Origin of the sequence: Bradyrhizobium sp. CCBAU 11430 (genome assembly GCF_028128855.1) — a bacterium.
Classification (GTDB): Bacteria; Pseudomonadota; Alphaproteobacteria; order Rhizobiales; family Xanthobacteraceae; genus Bradyrhizobium; species Bradyrhizobium ottawaense.
In genome coordinates this window covers 42,507-58,664 of the sequence record NZ_LBJV01000049.1, presented here as the reverse complement: position 1 = coordinate 58,664, position 16,158 = coordinate 42,507, and the positions used below count along the sequence as shown (strand labels likewise).

At 64.8% G+C, this 16,158-nt stretch carries 17 protein-coding genes; 8 read left to right on the top strand and 9 right to left on the bottom strand.

The genetic code is table 11. The features are described 5' to 3' along the window. Positions 1 to 77: 77 nt before the first annotated feature. Positions 78 to 800, top strand: coding sequence for an aquaporin Z (gene aqpZ, locus XI04_RS13400; RefSeq protein ID WP_028140288.1), 723 nt, complete (start codon positions 78 to 80; stop codon positions 798 to 800). A 45-nt stretch (positions 801 to 845) separates the two neighbouring features. On the opposite strand, the gene XI04_RS13395 is transcribed toward aqpZ, so the two are convergent. Together XI04_RS13395 and purE are read right to left on the bottom strand one after the other, a co-directional pair. Beyond that, on the bottom strand, positions 846 to 1,952 hold the full coding sequence (locus tag XI04_RS13395; RefSeq protein WP_028140287.1) for a 5-(carboxyamino)imidazole ribonucleotide synthase: 1,107 nt from the start codon (positions 1,950 to 1,952) through the stop codon (positions 846 to 848). After that, a complete protein-coding gene (gene purE, locus XI04_RS13390) occupies positions 1,949 to 2,437 on the bottom strand; it encodes a 5-(carboxyamino)imidazole ribonucleotide mutase (RefSeq protein WP_018317812.1) in 489 nt (162 codons plus the stop codon). The genes XI04_RS13395 and purE overlap by 4 nt, the downstream gene beginning before the upstream one ends. Before the next feature lie 141 nt (positions 2,438 to 2,578). Between purE and XI04_RS13385 the strand changes: the two genes are divergently transcribed. Then, positions 2,579 to 3,304: a GGDEF domain-containing protein gene (locus XI04_RS13385; RefSeq protein WP_271611004.1), complete on the top strand. Its 726-nt coding sequence runs from the start codon at positions 2,579 to 2,581 to the stop codon at positions 3,302 to 3,304. On the opposite strand, the gene XI04_RS13380 is transcribed toward XI04_RS13385, so the two are convergent. The 3 genes from XI04_RS13380 to XI04_RS13370 form a co-directional block, all read right to left on the bottom strand. Next, positions 3,301 to 3,552, bottom strand: coding sequence for a hypothetical protein (locus XI04_RS13380; protein WP_271610313.1), 252 nt, complete (start codon positions 3,550 to 3,552; stop codon positions 3,301 to 3,303). The two genes, XI04_RS13385 and XI04_RS13380, sit on opposite strands and share 4 nt — an antisense overlap. A gap of 23 nt (positions 3,553 to 3,575) precedes the next feature. Then, positions 3,576 to 3,794, bottom strand: coding sequence for a hypothetical protein (locus XI04_RS13375; protein WP_028140284.1), 219 nt, complete (start codon positions 3,792 to 3,794; stop codon positions 3,576 to 3,578). A 122-nt stretch (positions 3,795 to 3,916) separates the two neighbouring features. Then, positions 3,917 to 4,123 (bottom strand): YdcH family protein, encoded by a 207-nt coding sequence (locus tag XI04_RS13370; protein WP_008546179.1) that lies wholly within the window; start codon positions 4,121 to 4,123, stop codon positions 3,917 to 3,919. Between the two features lie 329 nt (positions 4,124 to 4,452). Between XI04_RS13370 and XI04_RS13365 the strand changes: the two genes are divergently transcribed. Continuing rightward, positions 4,453 to 4,632 carry a YdcH family protein gene (locus XI04_RS13365; RefSeq protein WP_026201910.1) on the top strand — a complete coding sequence of 60 codons (180 nt, stop codon included), beginning with the start codon at positions 4,453 to 4,455 and terminating at the stop codon, positions 4,630 to 4,632. 175 nt (positions 4,633 to 4,807) lie between these two features. Here the strand turns inward: XI04_RS13365 and XI04_RS13360 are convergent, their stop codons facing one another. Beyond that, entirely contained in the window at positions 4,808 to 5,911 is a 1,104-nt protein-coding gene (locus XI04_RS13360; RefSeq protein WP_271610312.1) for an NAD(P)/FAD-dependent oxidoreductase, read from the bottom strand. A gap of 202 nt (positions 5,912 to 6,113) precedes the next feature. Between XI04_RS13360 and XI04_RS13355 the strand changes: the two genes are divergently transcribed. The 5 genes from XI04_RS13355 to XI04_RS13335 all read left to right on the top strand — a co-directional run bounded on the left by XI04_RS13355 (position 6,114) and on the right by XI04_RS13335 (position 13,374). After that, the gene (locus XI04_RS13355) at positions 6,114 to 8,801 is read left to right on the top strand and encodes a sensor domain-containing protein (protein ID WP_028140282.1); all 2,688 of its coding nucleotides are present in this window, start codon (positions 6,114 to 6,116) and stop codon (positions 8,799 to 8,801) included. Between the two features lie 137 nt (positions 8,802 to 8,938). Then, positions 8,939 to 10,399: a glycerol-3-phosphate dehydrogenase gene (locus tag XI04_RS13350; protein ID WP_271610311.1), complete on the top strand. Its 1,461-nt coding sequence runs from the start codon at positions 8,939 to 8,941 to the stop codon at positions 10,397 to 10,399. 74 nt (positions 10,400 to 10,473) lie between these two features. Then, entirely contained in the window at positions 10,474 to 11,646 is a 1,173-nt protein-coding gene (locus XI04_RS13345) for an ABC transporter ATP-binding protein (RefSeq protein ID WP_212474841.1), read from the top strand. Continuing rightward, positions 11,643 to 12,557, top strand: a complete 915-nt coding sequence (locus XI04_RS13340; protein ID WP_028140279.1) for an ABC transporter permease — start codon at positions 11,643 to 11,645, stop codon at positions 12,555 to 12,557. The genes XI04_RS13345 and XI04_RS13340 overlap by 4 nt, the downstream gene beginning before the upstream one ends. 4 nt (positions 12,558 to 12,561) lie before the next feature. Further along, positions 12,562 to 13,374 (top strand): ABC transporter permease, encoded by an 813-nt coding sequence (locus tag XI04_RS13335; protein WP_028140278.1) that lies wholly within the window; start codon positions 12,562 to 12,564, stop codon positions 13,372 to 13,374. Here XI04_RS13335 and XI04_RS13330 read toward each other — a convergent pair. The 3 genes from XI04_RS13330 to XI04_RS13320 all read right to left on the bottom strand — a co-directional run bounded on the left by XI04_RS13330 (position 13,307) and on the right by XI04_RS13320 (position 16,133). Then, complete coding sequence (locus XI04_RS13330) at positions 13,307 to 14,299, bottom strand: hypothetical protein (protein WP_271610310.1); 993 nt, start codon at positions 14,297 to 14,299, stop codon at positions 13,307 to 13,309. The two genes, XI04_RS13335 and XI04_RS13330, sit on opposite strands and share 68 nt — an antisense overlap. A gap of 113 nt (positions 14,300 to 14,412) precedes the next feature. Next, positions 14,413 to 15,264 (bottom strand): carbohydrate ABC transporter permease, encoded by an 852-nt coding sequence (locus XI04_RS13325; RefSeq protein ID WP_018317827.1) that lies wholly within the window; start codon positions 15,262 to 15,264, stop codon positions 14,413 to 14,415. Then, positions 15,261 to 16,133, bottom strand: a complete 873-nt coding sequence (locus XI04_RS13320) for a carbohydrate ABC transporter permease (protein WP_028140277.1) — start codon at positions 16,131 to 16,133, stop codon at positions 15,261 to 15,263. The genes XI04_RS13325 and XI04_RS13320 overlap by 4 nt, the downstream gene beginning before the upstream one ends. Positions 16,134 to 16,158 lie beyond the last annotated feature (25 nt).

Below are 16,158 nucleotides of genomic sequence, written 5' to 3'. Positions count from 1 at the left end.
GATTTGGGCGATTCGACGCCAGGGATGGGGCCGTTTCCGGAGCTTGTTCCGGAATCTTTGAAAGCAGGGGACGACACATGGATATCAAGAAATACGCCGCTGAAGCCATCGGCACCTTCTGGCTCACATTCGCAGGCTGCGGAAGCGCGGTGATCGCTGCCGGCTTCCCGCAGGTCGGAATCGGTCTGGTCGGTGTCTCCCTCGCATTCGGACTGAGCGTGGTCACCATGGCCTATGCGATCGGCCATATCTCCGGCTGCCATCTCAACCCGGCCGTCACGGTCGGTCTTGCCGCCGGCGGGCGTTTTCCGGCCGGCCAGATCCTGCCCTATGTGATCGCGCAGGTGGCCGGCGCGATCGTGGCCGCCTGGCTCCTCTACGTCATCGCGAGCGGAGCTCCCGGATTCGATGTCAGCAAGGGCTTCGCATCCAACGGCTATGATGCGCATTCGCCCGGCCAGTACAGCATGATCGTGTGCTTCCTCACCGAGGTGGTGATGACCATGATGTTCCTGTTCATCATCATGGGCGCGACCCATGGTCGCGCGCCCGCGGGCTTCGCGCCGCTCGCGATCGGGCTCGCGCTGGTGATGATCCATCTCGTCAGCATCCCCGTCACCAACACCTCGGTGAACCCGGCGCGCAGCACGGGTCCTGCGCTGTTCGTCGGCGGCTGGGCGATCGCGCAGCTCTGGCTGTTCTGGGTCGCACCGCTGATCGGCGGTGCGCTGGGCGGGGTGATCTATCGCTGGCTCAGCGAGGAGCCCACGGGCGTCGTCGCAGGCGCGAAGACGGCCTAAAGCGTTTTCGAGCGAAGCGGGATCGCAGCGATTGCTGCGGTCCCGCTACTTGCCTTTCGTCGGCCTGACTTCGGTGACGTGGCCCATCTTTCGGCCGGGACGCGGCGCACCCTTGCCGTAGATGTGCACGGTCGCGCCGGGCACGCTCAGCCACTTTTCGTAATCGTTGATCTCGTCGCCGATCAGATTGGTCATGGTGACGACTTCGCCGTGACGCACGGGCTTGCCGAGCGGCCAGCCGGCGATGGCGCGGATGTGCTGCTCGAACTGCGAGACCGACGCGCCGTCGAGCGTCCAGTGCCCGGAATTGTGCACGCGCGGGGCGATCTCATTGACCAGCACCTTCGGGCCTGTGCCATTGGCGAGCACGAACATCTCGACAGCGAGCACGCCGACATAGTCGAGCGCGCTTGCGATCTTGCCGGCGATGCTGCGTGCTTCGTCGGCGAGCGCAGCCGGGATCGGCGCGGGCGCGCGCGATATCTTCAGGATGTGGTCGCGGTGCTCGTTCTCGGTGACATCGAAACACTCGACCTGGCCTGTGACCGAGCGTGCGGCGATCACGGAGATCTCGCGCTCGTATGGCACGAAGGCTTCCAGGATCGCGGATTTGGTCGCGAGGCTGGTCCACACCTTGGCGATATCGTCGCCCTCGCGGATGATGGCCTGGCCCTTGCCGTCATAACCGAAGCGGCGGGTCTTGAGCACGGCCGGAAGGCCGATCCTGGCGATCGCCTCGCGCAGCGAGGACACCGAGGTGACGTCGGCATAGGCCGCAGTGCCGATGCCGAGCCGCGTCACGAAATCTTTTTCGGCGAGCCGGTCCTGGGTGGTCTCGAGGATCTTGCGGTTGGGCAGCACGGGTCGGCGCGCGTCCAGCACCATCGCGGCGGCCGATGGCACGTTCTCGAATTCGTAGGTGATGACGTCGACGTCGTTGGCGAACAGTTCGAGCGCTTCGACGTCGGCATATTCGGCGCAGGTCGCGTTCAATACGACGTCGAAAGCCGGCGAGTCCGGATCGGGCGAGAACACCTGGCAGCGCAGGCCGAGCCGCGCCGCAGCCATGGCCAGCATCCGGCCCAATTGTCCGCCGCCGAGGATTCCGATGGTGTCACCGGGCTTCAGCTTCACCTGCCTGGTGTCGGTCACGCCTTGTCCTCCGGGCGCTCGGCGACCGCCTCGGTCTGCGCCTTGCGCCAGGCTGCGAGGCGATCGGACAAGGCCGGGTCGGACAACGCCAGGACGGCCGCTGCCAGCAGTGCGGCGTTGGTTGCCCCGGCCTTGCCGATGGCGAGGGTGCCGACCGGGATGCCGGCGGGCATCTGGACGATCGAATAGAGCGAATCGAGGCCCTTGAGCGTCTTGGATTCGACGGGAACGCCGAACACCGGGAGTTCGGTCAGCGCCGCCGCCATACCGGGCAGGTGCGCAGCGCCACCGGCGCCGGCGATGATGACCTTGTAACCCGCGGCCTTGGCGCCCTTGGCGAAAGCGAAGAGACGGTCGGGGGTGCGGTGGGCCGAGACGATGCGGGTGTCGGCGGCGACGCCGAGCGCGGCAAGCGTGTCGGCGGCATGCCGCATCGTGTCCCAGTCCGACTGGCTTCCCATGATGATGGCGATCGGCGCGGTCATGACGTTAATTGTGCCCGAAAAACAGAAAGATAGGCCAGATTAACGGTTCCGGCCGGCGGCTCGCAAGGCGGTGGCAAGGAGAAGGGAATCCACTATCCTGTCTTGGTGAATCCCCGCAAGCCTTCATTGAGCAGGATGCCCATGAAGAAACCAAAAAGGGCGGGCGCTGCGAAGGCCAAAAAGGGCCGGAAAACCAGTGCCGGCCGATCCAAAGCCGCCCCAAAACGGCTGACCAGGCGTTCGGCGAGGCCGCCGACGCGCGGCGCGTCGGGCGATGAGGGAGCCAAGGATGCCGTCAGGACGACGATCCGGGGCTTGCGGACCAAGCTCAAGGAGGCGCAGCGCCGGGTCGTGGAACTGGAAGCTGCGGCCGACACCGATTTCCTGCTCGATATCCCCAACCGGCGCGGCTTCGAGCGCGAGCTCGCGCGCGCCATCGCCTACATGAAGCGCTACCGCGCCAGCGGGGCGCTGATCGTGCTCGACGTCGATCGGTTGAAGCCGATCAACGATTCGTTCGGTCATGGCGCCGGCGACGAGGTGCTCAAGGCGATTGCCGCCACGCTGACGCGGCAGGTCCGTGCCTCCGACGTGGTCGGCCGGCTCGGAGGCGACGAGTTCGCGCTGCTGCTCTGGAATCTCAGCGAGACCGACGCCAAGGCGAAGGCGGCCATCTTCGAGCAGGCGGTCGACGAATTGTCCTTTGTCTTTCGCGGCCAGGAGGTGACCGCGGGCGCCTCCGCCGGTGTCGCGCTTCTGGGGGCGCAGTCCGACCCGGGCCGCGCCCTGGAGGAGGCGGATGCCGCCATGTATGTGCGCAAGGCGCACCGGCGGCACGAGCCGGGGGTCAGGCTGGTCGGCAGCTAAAGCGCGCTGAGATCTGGCGGCACGTTACCGAATTTCCGCAGCAATTTGGCGTCGCCAAACTCGCCGGTCAGAGGATCGCCGCTGCGGCTGAAGGCGACGGCGCCGATATGGCCGGCGCCGCGCGCCAGCATTTCCGCACGACGCAGGGCGGCAGCCGATGTCTGGCATTCCTCGGCAGCACCCGCCACCGGCGATCCGTCCTCGTCGATCAGGAAGGGCAATGCAACGTAGTAGGTGACGTCGGGCATGATCGGCTCCGATAGCTGACGGTTCAGGCGGCGCTGCTCTTGCTCCGCATCTTGCTGCGCGAGGTGTCCGGAATGCAGCCGGCGGAAATCGCCGCCTGCAATTCCTCCAGCTCGGCCTCCAGATATTCGTTGGCCATGATCAGCGCCTTGATGGTGCTGCGCAGATTGCCGTCGCACATCGCGATCGCCTGATCGCAGGCCTGTTCATAATGGCTGTTGTCGAGAAGGGCGGCTGTCGACATCTGCATTGTCCTTGTCAGTTGTCCTGGGCGTTTTCTGGGGGCGCTGGGGTCCTCAAATGTTCCTATTTTGTTCTTTTGGAGTCAAGCGGATTCATCCGCGCGAGGGAAAGCCGGATCGCAGGTCAGGCGATGATGTCGGGGGTGATCTGGTCTTCGATGAACGCGATGCGGTCTCGTAACAACAGCTTGCGCTTCTTCAAGCGCTGTAACCGCAATAGGTCGGGGGCGGGCGATTGATGCAGTGCATCGATCGCCGCATCGAGATCTCGGTGTTCCTGCTGCAACCGGGTGAGCTCGGCTTCGAGCTCACGCTCGTCTTCATTGGTCATGTCTGCGGTGGCCGAAAACCGATAGGCGTGGGATTAAGGCTGTGGATGCCCTGTGGAAATTATCGTCCTTGCGCGGCGTGATCGCAAGCGATCTGCGACCATCGTTCGCCGATCTCCAGCGACATATTTCCGCTGATCGCTGCGGCGCTGCGCAAGCGCATTGATATCATGGATTTTTCCCGCGCGGTTCCTTTACTCACGCTTCGTTACATATGAATTTTCAAAAATGAAGCTGCGGCGACGGTTACCCATCGACAGGACGAATCGCTGATGTACACTTCCTTGTCCGGATCGAATCCTGAGGTTCAACCCTACCGAGGAGGTTTCGAATGACAATTCAGGCACATCTCGTTGAATTGGAGCGGAAGCACAAACTTCTCGAAAACGAATTGCACGAAGCTCTCGTGCACCTTTCAACAGACGACCTGCAAATTGTTGAGTTGAAGCGCCGGAAGTTGATGGTCAAGGACCAGATCGAGCGTCTGAGGCACGGCGACACGCTCCACTAGTAACCCCCGTAACAGCGTAGAGTTGAACATACCCCTATCCCGCAGGGGTGGGAGCTTTTGCGCTCATCCCTGCGACAAAGGTGAGAAACCGTGCAAAGAAGTTTGCGCGGTGTTTGGTTTTTGTCGCAACGCGTTGTCTTGCCGCGAACTGATATCCACGTCGCTCGAAAACGCTTCAGATGTCTGCGAGCTCGGCGACGTGATCTGCGATCGCGAGCGACGACGTCAGTCCTGGCGATTCGATGCCGAACAGATTGATCAGGCCAGTGACGCCGTGATCGCGCGGGCCCTGCATCAGGAAGTCCTGCGTGGCCACCGCGGGCGGTACGATCTTCGGCCGGATACCCGAATAGCTCGGCATCAACGCGCCGTCAGGCAGTGTCGGCCAGTATTTGCGGATCGCCGGGTAGAACCGCTCGGCGCGTGACGGGTCGACCTCGTAGTCGATCGTCTCGATCCACTCGACGTCAGGGCCGAAGCGCGCTTGGCCTGCCATGTCCAGCGTCAGATGCACTCCCAACCCGCCGGGTTCGGGCACCGGGTAGATCAGGCGCGAGAACGGCGCCTTGGCATTGCAGCTGAAGTAATTTCCCTTGGCGAGATAGGCGCGCGGAATTCGGTCCAGCGGCATGCCGTCGATGTTGCGCGCCACATTGGTCGCCGAGAGCCCCGCGGCGTTGACGAGGAGGGCGCATTGCAGCGTCATTGGCGCCTCGCCGCCGGCGTCGATCTCGATCAGGCCGTTCGCCGCCTTGGCGCGGATCAGCGGCGTGTGAAACGCGAACGCCGTGCCGGCTTCCTCGGCTTCGCCGCGCAGCGAGAGCATGTAGGCGTGGCTGTCGATGATGCCCGTCGATGGCGACAGCAGCGCGGCGTCGCAGGCCAGCGCCGGCTCCAGCGCGCGTGCCGCCTCGCCCGTGAGCTGCTGCATGTCGAGCACGCCATTGGCCTCGGCATGCGCCTTGATCGATTGCAGCTTCTCGGTCTCCTGCGGGCTGGTCGCGACGATCAGCTTGCCGCAATTCTTGTGCGGGATGCCGCGCTTGGCGCAGTAGCGGTAGAGCGCGTGCTTGCCGTCGACGCACATGCGCGCCATCCAGCTCCCGGCGCGGTAGTAGATGCCGGCATGGATCACCTCGCTGTTGCGCGAGGAGGTGATGGTGCCGATCGCCTCGGCCTCCTCGAGCACGATGACCTCGCGTCCGGCCTGCGCAAGCTTTCGAGCCACCGCGAGCCCGACCACGCCGGCTCCGATGACGACGCAATCGACCTTATCCATGGTTGTGCAGGAGGTCCGCTGGAGGCGCCGGTGGCATCAGGCCTGGAGAGAATGCCGCGCGGCCGTTTTCCGTTAAGGAAGAATTTATCATGTCAGGGCAATTGCCGTATTTCACGTCACATTTTTCTGTTGCGCGTACAGGCGTTTACCCGATCCAAACGCGTGAAGCCAGACAATCCGACGTTGAAATCGCGGGTGGCTGATGGCTGAGAAGAACTGGCACGAGGGCAGCACGCTTCCGATTGCTGTGCAGGCCGTTGTGTGCCTGGCCGGCACGGTTGCGCCCGCGCGCGCCTTTGCGCTGTCGGATGGCTTCGCCGCGCCGAGCTATCTCGGCCAGCTCGATCCCAACGTGGTCTGGGAAGTCCTGATCGCGGGCATCGTCGTCTGCGCGTTCCTCGGCGCGATCGTGCTGTGGATCCATTCCTCGCTGCGCCGGACCAGGCGTCTACAGTTGCGGCGCAACGCCTTCGTCTCCTCCGCCATGAACAATCTCAATCAGGGCGTGGTCATGACGGATGCGCAGCGCCGCATCATCTTCTGCAACGACCGCTATCTCGAGATCTACGGCCTGACGCGGTCGGAACTCTGGGCCAATATGGACGGCCATGAGCTTCTTAAGCTCCGGCGCAAGCGCGGGGTGCTCGGCGGCATCTCCGACGACGAATTCTACGAGAAGGCGGCGAGCCACAACGGCCTGGTCACCGAGCTGCCCGACGGGCGAGCCATCCTGGTGAAGTTTTTCGTGCTGCCGAACGGCGGCTCGGTGGCGACGCATCTGGACGTCAGCGAGCAGCGCAAGCTGTCGCGACAGCTCGCTTCCACCAAGCAATTCCTGGAATCGGTGCTGGACCATGTGCCGGCCTGCGTGGCCGCGAAGAACATCGAGGACGGCTGCTACATCTTCGCCAACAGCGCCTATGAGCGGTTCTGGGGGTTCTCGCGGGATCATGCCGTCGGCAAGAACGCACGCGAGCTGTTTGCGCCGGTCTCGGCAGCCAGTATCGAGGCGACCGACCGGGCGGCGCTCAACTCCCCGGACGGCCAGTTCCGTAACGAGTTCGAGGTCGACCGCGGCGGCGAGCGGCGCATGGTCGCCTCGATTCGGATCGTGGTCCGCAACGAGAGCAACAAGCCCGAGTTTCTGCTGCTGGTGTTCGAGGACATCACCGACCGCCGGTCGCTGTCGCAGGAGCTGGAGAGCACGAAGAAGTTCCTCGAGCTGGTGGTCGACAACATCCCGGTGGCGCTGATCGTCGAGCAGGTCAAGGACGGCCGCTATCTGCTCGCCAATCGCAGCGCGGAGACGATCCTCAACCGCCGGCGCGAGGAGGCCACGGGCCTGACCGCGTCCGACATCTTCAACCCCAAGGAAGCCAAGCTGATCATCGCGCGCGACGAGGCCGCGATCAAGAAACGCGGGATGATCACCGAGGAGCATCCGATCTCCACCAAGGACGGCCTGCGGCTGTTCCTGACCCGCCGCGCCACCGTGCTCGGCGATACCGGCGAGCCGCAATATCTGATCAAGACCCACGAGGACGTCACCGACCGCCGGCAGACCGAGTCGCGCATGGCGCACATGGCCTATCACGACGGCCTCACCGATCTGCCGAACCGCGCCGCCTTCCTTCAGGCGCTGACCCAGATGATCGAGGCCTGCGAAGGCACCGGCGAGGAGTTCGCCGTCCTCTGCGTCGACCTCGACGGCCTCAAGGAGGTCAACGACGTCTTCGGTCATGCGCTCGGCGACAAGCTCCTGATCGAGGTGGCCAAGCGGCTCCAGGACTCCGCCCGTGGCGGCGTGGTGGCGCGCCTGTCCGGCGACGAATTCGGACTGATCATCGACGGCAAGCAGCCGGACGCGGGTCTTGCGCTGGCGCAGCAGATCGGCGACGCCGTCGCGAAGGACTTCCAGATCGACGGCCGGGCGGTCCGCGCCGGCGTCACCACCGGCATGTCGATCTTCCCGCACAATGGCACTGACGGCGCCTCGCTGCTCGCCAATGCCGGTGCGGCGCTGTTCCGCGCCAAGCAGAAGTCGCGCGGCACGATCAGCCTCTTCCAGCCGGAGATGGACCAGCAGATCCGCGACCGCCGCGTGCTGCACCAGGACCTGTCGGTGGCCATCAAGAACGGCGAGCTCTCGCTTGCCTTCCAGCCCCAGGGCGCCGCCGGCCACAGCGTCGCCGAGAGCGAGATCATCGGCTTCGAGGCGCTGGCGCGCTGGCAGCATCCGGTACGCGGCCAGGTCTCGCCGGCCGAATTCATCCCAATCGCCGAGGAGAGCGGTCTGATCGTCGAGATGGGCGAGTGGATCCTGCGCGAGGCCTGCCGCGAGGCGGCGTCCTGGCCGAAGCCGCTCCAGGTCGCGGTCAATCTGTCCCCGGCGCAGTTCATGCACGGCGACGTGGTTGGCCTCGTCCATTCGATCCTGCTCGAGACCGGCCTTGCACCCGGCCGGCTCGAGCTGGAGATCACCGAGGGCGTGTTGATCGAGGACTTCGACCGGGGCCTCGCGCTGCTGCGCCGCCTGAAGGCGCTCGGCGTGCGCATCTCCATGGACGATTTCGGCAGCGGTTACTCCTCGCTGAGCTATCTCCAGGCGTTCCCGTTCGACAAGATCAAGATCGACCGGGCCTTCATCACCAATCTCGGCCGCAATCCGCAATCGGCTGCGATCGTGCGCGCGGTGATCGATCTCGGCCACGGCCTCGAAATGTCGATCATCGCCGAGGGCGTCGAGACGGTCGAGCAACTCGCCTTCCTCGCCAAGGAGGGCTGTGACGGCGTGCAGGGCTATCTGCTCGGCAGGCCCCTGCCGATCGGGAAATATGCCGGGCTCGTCGGCCGCGCTGAAGTCATGGAGCTTGCGCTCAAGACCGGCTAGAGCGTTCGAGCGAAGTGGACGCCGGTTCGCGTCAAGAAAAACCGTCAGAATAAGAACCTAGAGACCCCGTTCCGATTTCATCGGAACGGAAATGGCTCTAGTGATGATGGGGCGCTTTGCTTCCATTCGACGGCTTCATGGCGGATTACGACCTCGCGATCATCGGCGGCGGCCTGAACGGTGTCAGCCTCGCGCGCGATGCGGCAGGCCGCGGCTTGCGGGTGATCCTGTTCGAGCAGGGCGATCTCGGCAGCGCGGCATCGTCGGCAACACCGCGGCTGATCCACGGCGATCTGTCGGTGCTGGAGCGGCGCGGGTTCCGGCGGGTGCGCCGGGCCCTGGCCGAGCGCCGGACCTGGCTCCGGATCGCACCGCATCTGGTCCGGCCGATGCGCTTCGTGATCCCCGCGCATTCCGACGAGCGGCCGCCATGGCTGCTGCGTGCCGGCCTGTATGTCTATGACGGTCTCACGAACCGGGGCGGCCTGCCGCCCTCGGCCACTCTCGACATCACGCATCATCCGGTCGGCAACGCGCTGAAGCGCCCGTTCGGTACGGCGTTCGAATATTCGGACTGCGTCGTCGATGACTCTCGCCTGGTGGTGCTGACGGCGCTGGATGCCGCTGAGCATGGGGCGGCGATCCGGACTGGTGCGCGTTGCGTCCGTGCGGACAGAACCGACATTTGGCGGCTCGCGGTGGTCGATCGCGGCCACCGCCGCACCATCACGGCGCGGGCACTGGCCAACGCCACCGGCGGCTGGACGCCAATGGTTGCTGAGACCGTGCTGCGGCAGCCGCAGCCCGCGATGGCGGCCACGCAGATGAGCCAGATCATCGTGCCCAGGCTGTTCGATTCCGAGAACGTCTACGTCTTTCAGAACAATGATGGACGGCTGATCTTCGCCCGCCCGTTCGAGGGCCACTTCACGCTGATCGGCACGGTCACGCACGCCTTCACCGGCGATCCCGCAATTGTGGCGATGCCGGGGGCCGACGTCGGCTATCTCTGCGAAGCGGCGAGCCGCTATTTTCGTCAGCGCGTCGCCCCGACCGACGTGGTCCGGACAGTCTCCGGCGTCAACCTGGCGCTGGCGTCCCTGCGCGGCCGCGACGGCACGATGCTGTTCCATGCGCGCCAGCGCAAGGCGCCGCTGCTCACCATGTTCGGCGGTGACGTCACCACCTCGCGCCTGCGCGCGGAGTGGGCGGTGACGAAGCTGACGCCGTTCTATCCGATGTCGCCGCCCTGGACTGCCGGCGCCGCGCTGCCCGGCGGAGATTTTGCCTGGGAGCGTTTCGACACCGAAGTCGACCTTGCGCGCGACCGCTGGCGGTTTCTCTCGGAGCCAGAGGCCCAGCGTCTGGTCGGGGCTTATGGGACGCGGTTGTCCGCAGTTCTCGGTGACGCCAGGAGCCGCGACGATCTCGGCCCGGGCTTCGGTCCCGAACTGACCGGCGCCGAGGTCCGCTATCTGATGGCTCGCGAATGGGCCCGCTTCCCCGAGGACGTCCTGTGGCGCCGCTCCAAGCTGGGCCTGACCATGCCTGCGGCGGACCGCGACGCGCTGGCGTCGTTCATGGCGAATGTGATGTGAACGATCTCTCCCGGCACGGTTGAGCTAGGGACGATCGGCGGCTAGCGTGCGGCGGAATCGGGGTTGGCAGGATCATGACGGACGAGTTGCCCAGAACAGGCGCCGCGGCTGATGCGGCCGGCGGAGATGCGCTTCCTGCGGCGGGCCAGCCGCTGCTGCGCATCGAGGGCGTCGCCAAAACCTTTGGCACCTTCCGCGCCGTGGATGGCGTCTCGCTGGACATCAAGGCTGGCGAATTCTTCGCGCTGCTCGGGCCCAGCGGCTGCGGCAAGACCACGCTGCTGCGCATGCTCGCCGGCTTCGAGGCGCCGGACGAGGGGCGCATCCTGCTCGGGGACAAGGACATCGCGCAGGCGCTGCCGCATGAGCGCCCGATCAACATGATGTTCCAGAATTACGCGTTGTTTCCGCATCTGTCGGTGCGCGATAACATCGCCTTCGGCTTGAAGCGCGCCGGCATGGCACGCGCCGACATCGCCGCCCGTGTGGCCGAGATGGTCGCCCTGGTGAAGCTCGAAGGGCTCGACAAGCGCAAGCCGGATCAGCTCTCCGGCGGCCAGCGCCAGCGCGTCGCGCTTGCCCGCGCACTGGCGCGCCGCCCGCAACTGCTGCTGCTCGACGAGCCGCTCGCGGCGCTCGACAAGAAGCTGCGCGAGAATACGCAAGGCGAGCTGATGGAGCTGCAGCGCCGGCTCGGCATGACCTTCATCGTCGTCACCCACGATCAGGAGGAAGCCATGACGATGGCGAGCCGGATCGGCGTGATGAACACCGGCAGGCTTGCTCAGGTCGCGAGCCCCCGCGAGCTCTATGAAGCTCCGCGCTCGCGCTGGATCGCGGAGTTCGTCGGCGACGTCAATGTGTTCGACGGCGAGACCAGATTGCGCGACGGTCATCGTCTGGTCATTGGTACGCGTGATGCGGGTACGTTGGTGGTGGCCGAGCCGCGCGAACCGGTCGGTGCGGGAAGATTCTCGATCGCGATTCGTCCCGAGAAGATCAAGTTGTCGCGCCGCGCCCCGGTCAGCGAAGCCGGTCGTGAAACCACGATCAACAGCCTGGACGGTGTGATCGCGGACATCTGCTATCTCGGCGGCACCACCACCTATAAAGTGAAGCTCGATACCGGCGGAATCGTACGGGCCTCCGTCTCCAACAGCGCGCGTCTGTACGTCGACGCCTATAGCGTGGGCCAGCAAATCGTCGCCTGGTTCACGCCCGATGATTGCGTGGTGCTGCCGTCATGAGCTCCCGCCGTATCTTCGCGCGTCCGGCGCGCTTTGCCGCGATCGCCCCCTATGTCTGGATGGTGCTGTTCTTCCTGGTGCCGTTCGCGTTCGTGCTCAAGATCAGCCTGTCGCTGACGGCGATCGCGCAGCCGCCTTACGAGCCGGTGTTCGACCTGATGGCGGGGTGGGACGCGCTCAAGGCGGCCTTTGCCGCACTGTCGATCGACAATTTCAAGCTGCTCGTCTCCGACGACATCTATGTGTTCGCCTATGTGCGCAGCCTCACCGTCGCTGTGACCGCGACTGCGCTGCTGCTGCTGATCGGCTATCCCATCGCCTACGGCATGGCGCGACTGCCGAAGAGCTGGCAGGCGGTGGCGATGGTGCTGGTGATCGTGCCGTTTTGGACCTCGTTCCTGATCCGCATCTATGCCTGGATCAACATCCTCCAGCACGACGGGCTGCTGAACCAGATCCTGCTGGCGCTACACCTGGTCAGCCAGCCCCTGGTCTGGCTTTCCACCGACAGCGCGATGTATATCGGCATCGTCTATTCCTATCTGCCCTTCATGATCCTGCCGCTCTACGCCACGCTCGCCAAGATGGAGCCAGCGCTGGAGGAGGCGGCTGGCGATCTCGGCGCGCCGCCGTGGCAGGTGTTCTGGCTCGTCACCTTCCCGCTGTCGCTGCCCGGCGTCGGTGCCGGCGTGCTGCTGTGCTTCATTCCCATCGTCGGCGAATTCGTCATCCCGGACCTTCTGGCCGGCTCCAATTCGCTGATGATCGGCCAGACCCTGTGGCTCGAATTCTTCACCAACAAGGACTGGCCGGTCGCCTCTGCCGCGGCCATCGTGCTGCTGGTGGTGCTGCTGATGCCGCTGCTGCTGTATGAGCGGCTCCAGAAGCGGCAGCTGGAACAGGGGCGCTGACGCCATGCGCAAGGTCTCACGCCTGTCCCGTTTCAACATCGCCTCGCTCGCGCTCGGGCTGGCGTTCCTTTACTTGCCGATCCTCATCCTCGTCATCTACTCCTTCAATGCTTCGCGGCTGGTGACGGTGTGGGGCGGCTGGTCGCTGCGCTGGTATCACGAGTTCTTCAACGACCGCGCCATGATCGAGGCGGCCTGGATGAGTTTTCGCGTTGCGGTCTCCTCCGCGACCATCGCCACGCTGCTCGGCACGCTCGCCGCGGTCGCATTGTCGCGCGGCGAGCGCTTCCGCGGCCGCACGCTGTTCTCCGGCATGCTCTACGCGCCGCTGGTGATGCCCGAGGTGATCACGGGCCTGTCGCTGCTGCTGTTGTTCGTCGCGCTGAACGCCGAGCGCGGCTTCTGGACGGTGACGATCGCCCATACCACGCTGACGATGTGTTTCGTCGCCGTGGTCGTGCAGTCCCGCCTCGGCTCGCTCGACCGTTCGCTGGAGGAGGCGGCGATGGACCTTGGCTGCGACCCGGTCCGCGCCTTTCTTTCGGTGACGCTGCCGTTGATCGCCCCCGCGATCGTCGCAGGCTGGATGCTGGCCTTCACGCTGTCGCTGGACGATCTCGTGATCGCGAGCTTCACGACCGGGCCGGGGTCGGCGACCTTGCCGATCCGGATCTATTCCGAGGTGCGGCTGGGCGTGAAGCCGGAGATCAACGCGATCTGCACGCTGGTGATCGCCCTGATCGCGGTGGTCATCGTGATCGCCTCGCTCGCTTCGAAACTGTCGAGCTCGCAGGGCGAGAGCGCGGCGCCGCTGTAGCCGTTCGTGCAGCGTGCCATCCTCGCGCCGCGCCCTGCACCGCCGCCCCGAGCTGCCGCAGCGCCAGGGCGTCGAGCGGAAATTCCAGCAGGATATGGATCAGGCTCAGCGCCAGCAGGAAGGTGAAACCGAACGCGTAGTCGTAGAAGTAGAGCGCGGTGGAGGCTGCGCTGGCGGCGGCCATCGCCGCCAGCCGCGCCTTCGGGACTGCGGTCCAGCGGATGACGTCGGCTTTGATGAACCAGTTGAGGTAATGATAGGTATAGACGAAGGCGAGCAGGCTCGTCAGCCTGGTGTCGAGGACGAGACCGGGTACGCCGAACAGCCGGCTGAGCGCCGGGCCGACATTGCCGAAATAATCTTGTCCAACCCGGGCAAAGCTTGCGATCCGGACTTCGGCGGTTGGCGGCAGCAGCAGGATCGTAGCAATCGCGACGAGGTAGACAGCCACCAGCGCAGCCTGGACGCGGCTGCCGGATCGGTGCGCGCCGAGCACCATGAAGATCAGCGTGAACAGCGAGACGTGGACCAGGGTCGGAATCAGGATGCCGATGACCGCGAGCGAAGACCCGCTCGAATACATGGTCGCGGACAGGGCGAGTGCCGTCATGAACAGCAGCATGCTCTCGATCGCCGAGGTGGTGGCCGCGAGCATGGCGCAGACGATCAGCGCGCCCCACATCGCAAAGCCGAACCAGGAGGCGTTGTCGATCAGGGCCGCGACCACGGCGATGATTGCGAGGGCTGCCGCAATCCCGCGATGTGGCAGGTAGTAGCTGCGGTCGTGCAGCCACGAAATCTCGGTGAAGTAGTGCGCCGGGCCGAGCACGACATAAGCCAGCAGGAGCAGCTCGAACGGCATCAGATAGGCCGCCGCGAGCGCCAGCAGCATCAGGCCGAGATGGATCGCGTCGTTGCTGCGCATGATGCCGTGCCCTGCATTGGGGCACGGAGGTTAGAGCAGGCGTGGACAACCCGCAATTGTCCACGTTGTCGCTCGAACGTCCTGCTTGCGGCGACCCGATGCGTCCTGTCGCGTCAGGACTTCACCGCACCTGCCGTGAGCCCGCCCACCATGTAGCGGCGGAAGGCATAGTAGATCGCGGCCGGCGGCAGTGCGTAGATGAAGCCGGTCGTCATCAACAGCTCCCACGGCGAGTCGTCGGCGGCGAGGAAGTTGCCGAGCGCGACGGGGAGGGTGATCTCGCGGTCGTTCGAGAGCAGCAGGAACGCGTAGAGATATTCGTTCCAGGCCAGCAGCACCGCATAAGTGCCGATCGCGACCAGCGAGGGCATCATCAGCGGCAGGTAGACCAGACGGAAGATCTGGAGGGTCGTCGCACCGTCCATCACGGCGGCTTCGTCCAATTCGACGGGCAGCTTGTCGGAGGCCTGCTTGAGCACCCAGATCGCGTAAGGGCTGGCGATGGTCACCATCGCCAGGATCAGCGACCAGTGATTGTTGAGCAGGCCGTAATTGCCCATGGTGCGGTACATCGGCACGGCAAGGAACGCCGCCGGGATGAAATAGGTGAACAGCGCGAGATTCATCACGACCCGCCCGCCGGGCACCTTCAGCCGCGAGATCGAGAATGCCGCGGCGGTGGCGATGAACAGCGTCAGCACGCCGACGGATGCCGCGATCACCAGCGAGTTCCAGAACTGTATGTAGAAGTCGCGCAGGAAGTAGTGCTGTTGCTTGAACACGATTTCGAAGTTGTGCAGCGTCGGATGGTCCGGCCACAGCTTGCCGGAGAATGCGTCCTCCTTCGGCGAGATCGCGAACAGGAACATGTGGTAGATCGGAATCATCGTCCAGAGGAAGACGGGAATGCCGATCAGCAGCAACCGCGCTTCGGTTGCGACTTCGCGCAGGGTGGGGAGCTTCATCGCGACAACCGTTTCATCATGAAGTACACGAGCGGCAGGACGAACGGCATTGCGCAGACGATCGATGCCATGGCCAGGCTGAGCTGGTCGAGCCGGAGATAGCGGATGCCGAGGGTCGACAGCACATGCGTGAGGTCGGCCGGGCCACCGCCGGTGAGCAGATAGACGCTGTTGAAGTCGCCGAGCGTCCAGATCATCGAGAGCAGCGTGCAGGTGACGTAGAGCGTCTGCATCGACGGCCAGGTGATGTAGCGGAATTTCTGCCACCAGCTCGCACCGTCGACCTCGGCGGCCTCGAACAGATCGTGCGAGATCGCAAGGCGGCCGGTGATCAGGATCAGCGTCCAGAACGGCAGCGACTTCCAGATGTGCACCGCGATCGCCATGCTGAGCGCCACGGTGGGGTCGTTGAGCCAGTTCGGGCCGTCATCGCCGGTCAGGGAGAAGATGAGGTGATTGACCATGCCCCATTCGGGATTGAGCATGAACCGAACCGACAGGATGGTCGGGATCGACGGCACCGCCCAGGGCAGGATGAAGATCACCGAGAGCCATTTGATCCAGGGGCGCTGCACCGCGAAGAAGCCGGACAGGAACAGCGCGATCAGCATCTTGATGTTGATGCCGATGACCAGGAAGATCAGCGTGTTGACCGCGGCGCGCGCGAAGATCGGATCGTTGTAGAGCGCGACATAGTTCGACGGGGCCCGCGCCAGCCACAGCCCGTAGCCGACGGGGTAGACCACGAAGGCAAGGAAAACGAGCAGATAGGGCGCAAGCAGCACGATGCCCCAGACCTGCGGCGGGGTCAGCCGCGACGACAGGGGCGGGCCGGGGAGTGCCTGATCGCCAGAGAGCGTGATCGCCATTCTTTTCGGACTCTTCAAAGAGATG